Origin of the sequence: Clostridium sp., from assembly GCF_029258205.1 — a bacterium.
Lineage (GTDB): Bacteria > Bacillota > Clostridia > Clostridiales > Clostridiaceae > Sarcina.
Genome location: NZ_JARHZJ010000077.1, coordinates 1 through 3,383 on the forward strand (window position 1 = coordinate 1; position 3,383 = coordinate 3,383).

Genomic DNA, 3,383 nt, shown 5'->3' on the forward strand with positions numbered 1-3,383 from the left:
GAGAAGAAGCTATGTATGCTTATGACTTTGAAGGAAGAAGATATGATGTGGGAGATAAACTTGGATTTTTAGAAGCAACAGTTGAATTTGCTTTAAGAAGACCAGATCTTAGAGATGGGTTTATTGATTACTTAAAAAAATTATCTTCTAAAACAAATATCTTTACTGAAGCAACTGTTGAGGAAAAAAAGGATAAAGAAGAGCTTGTAACAGAAGCTTGATTTTAGAAAGCTGTATTAAATTAACTCATAAATAAATTTATAAATTCTAATGTTATCATTAGGTTTTTAAGAATATTATTGAGTTTTAATACAGCTTATTTTTTGTATTAGTATAAAATATTAGATGTTTCCTTTAGCAAATAATTAACGTTTAATTTAGATAAAGATAGGCAATAGTAAAAGTAGGTGTGAATTTAAAATATAGATTTAATTTAATATATTATTAAAAAATTTTTATTATATAAAATATACTGAGATATTTAATTTAAAGTAAATTACCTATATAATGCTATTAAAGGATAAATTGTATATGGACTGTTGATAATTTTAGTTAGCTTTCATAATTAATTTGGTTTAAAGTGAATTAAGACTTTTTGTTTATAGACTTTAGCAGTTTATGTTAAGGTTTTCTTTAAAAGTTAAAATCAATTTAGAAGAGTCTATATAAAAATATTAGTATAAATATAGGGGGAAAGAGTTAATAACTAACTTTAGGAGAATTATGGGTATAAATTATAATGAGGATTTTAATACTTTTCATCTAAAGACAAAGAATACAAGTTATGTTTTTAAAATTATGGAGACTGGACATTTAGGTCATTTGTATTGGGGAAGAAAGTTAAAAGCTAATAACTTAGAATATTTTTTTAGAAGAAGATATTTTGGAAGTTTTTGTGCTGATACGGATAATATAAGTGGATTTCAGTTAGAGTTATTACATCAGGAGTGTTCAACATTTGGAGCTACTGATTTAAGAAGTCCTAGTTTAGAATTTCAATATGAAGATGGTACATCAGCTACTGACTTAAGATATAAGTCATATAGAGTTTATGAAGGAAAGCAAAAGCTTTCAGGTTTGCCAGCTGTATATGTTGAAAGAGATGAAGAAGCTACTTCACTAGAAATAATTTTGGTTGATTCTCTAAAAAGTTTAGAGGTTATTTTAACATATAATGTTTTTGAAGAATTTGATGCTATTACAAGAAGTTTAAAGATAGTGAATAATAGTGATGAAAAGATAAATATAGAGAGAGTTTTAAGTGCTAATGTAGATTTTATAACTGATCAATTTGATTTTATTCAACTTTCAGGATCTTGGGGAAGAGAAAGACATATTCTTAGAAATCCTTTAAGAAGTGGAAGTCAAGCTATTGAAAGTAGAAGAGGAGCAAGTAGCCATGCTCAAAATCCTTTCATGGCCTTATGTAGTAAGGATGCCAATGATGAATATGGAGATGTTTATGGTTTTAGCTTAGTTTATAGTGGAAACTTTTTAGCAAATGTAGAAGTTGATATGTACAGAAATGCAAGAGCTCAAATAGGAATAAATCCTTTTGATTTTAAATGGTTACTTGAGTCAAAAGAAGAGTTTCAATCACCAGAGGCTGTTTTGGTTTATTCCTCAAAGGGGCTAAATGGAATGTCTCAAATTTACCATAATCTTTATAGAAAGAGATTATGTAGAGGAAAATATAGAGATAAGGTAAGACCTATACTTATAAATAATTGGGAAGCCACATATTTTGATTTTAATGAGGTTAAGATAAAGGAAATAGCTAAGGAGGCTTCAAAGCTAGGGATGGAACTTTTTGTTCTTGATGATGGATGGTTTGGAAATAGAAATGATGATAAAAGTTCCCTAGGAGATTGGTTTGTTAATGAGGATAAATTAAAGGGTGGACTTAATAAACTAGCTAATGATATAAATAATATGGGCTTAGAATTTGGATTGTGGTTTGAACCTGAGATGATTTCACCTATTAGTAAGCTTTATGAAAAACATCCAAATTGGTGTATTCATATTCCAGGAAGAACTAGGTCTCAGGCAAGAAGACAGTTAATACTAGACTTATCAAGGAAAGAAGTATGTGATTATATAATAGAATCTATTAGTAAAGTTCTTGAAAGTGCTAATATATCGTATGTTAAATGGGATATGAATAGAAATATGACAGAGGTAGGTTCTTTAGGTTTGATTTCAGAGAGACAAAGAGAAACAGCTCATAGATATATTTTAGGATTATATAGGGTTATGGAGAAAATAACAAGTAGATTCCCTAATATATTATTTGAAAGTTGCTCAGGTGGTGGTGGAAGATTTGATCCAGGAATGCTTTATTATATGCCTCAAACTTGGACAAGTGATGATACAGATGCCATAGAAAGATTAAAAATACAGTTTGGGACATCTATGGTTTATCCTCCAATTTCCATGGGGTGTCATGTTTCAGAAGTTCCTAATCATCAAGCTAATAGAATAACTTCACTTGAAACTAGAGGAGTATCTGCTATGGCTGGAAATTTTGGATATGAGCTTGATATTACTAAATTAAGTGAGGAAGAAAAGGAAAAATTAAAGGAACAAATAAGTTTGTATAAAGAAATTAGAGAAACTGTGCAATTTGGAACTTTATATAGATTAAAGAGCCCTTTTAATAGTAATGAAGTAGCATGGATGATTATTTCAGAAGATGAGAATGATATTGTTGTAAGTTATGTTAGACAGTGGGGCTTAATAAATGAAAATTTTAGAAATTTAAAACTTACAGCCTTAGATAATGATTCAGAATATGAAATAATAGGAGAGGACATAATAATTAGTGGAGATGAACTTATGTATATAGGTTTAAATATTCCAGAACTTCAGGGAGATTATGTTTCAAGACTTTGGAGGTTAAAGAAAAAAGTTTTATAATAAGGGTTTTTATTGGAAATGAACTTAGCTATATATTTATAAGTAATTTAAAGTTAGAATTATTACTTTAATCTTAGCTTTAAATTTATATCTTTAAATAAAAAAGAACTATATATCTTTAATTAGAGAATGTATAGGATTATATATAACTTTAAACATATTAAAAATCACTTAAAAATACAGTACGGAACAATAGTTCATAATTAGCTTTTTTATATTTTTTTATAATATATAGGGGTTTAATTATGAACTTTTTTAAGTTACAATTAACAATATATTTTTGTTAAGATAGTTTGTTTTATTAAAATTTTGAAATAAATTATTCAGTGAGAAGTATATTAAATAAGTTGCAAATGAGGAGGATTATGAATAAAAAAATATTTAAAAACTTTATATGGTTAATGAAATATAATTTAAGTACTTTATTTATTTTTGAATTATTCCATAAGGGGTTGGCGTTGATATTA

At 27.3% G+C, this 3,383-nt stretch carries 1 protein-coding gene and 1 pseudogene; both read left to right on the forward strand.

Going from position 1 to position 3,383, the window contains the following annotated elements:
- A pseudogene (locus tag Q1J60_RS09490) lies at positions 1 to 221 on the forward strand (UTP--glucose-1-phosphate uridylyltransferase); the annotation flags it as partial.
- A 502-nt stretch (positions 222 to 723) separates the two neighbouring features.
- On the forward strand, positions 724 to 2,916 hold the full coding sequence (locus Q1J60_RS09495) for an alpha-galactosidase (RefSeq protein ID WP_300261299.1): 2,193 nt from the start codon (positions 724 to 726) through the stop codon (positions 2,914 to 2,916).
- The last annotated feature ends 467 nt before the right edge of the window (positions 2,917 to 3,383 follow it).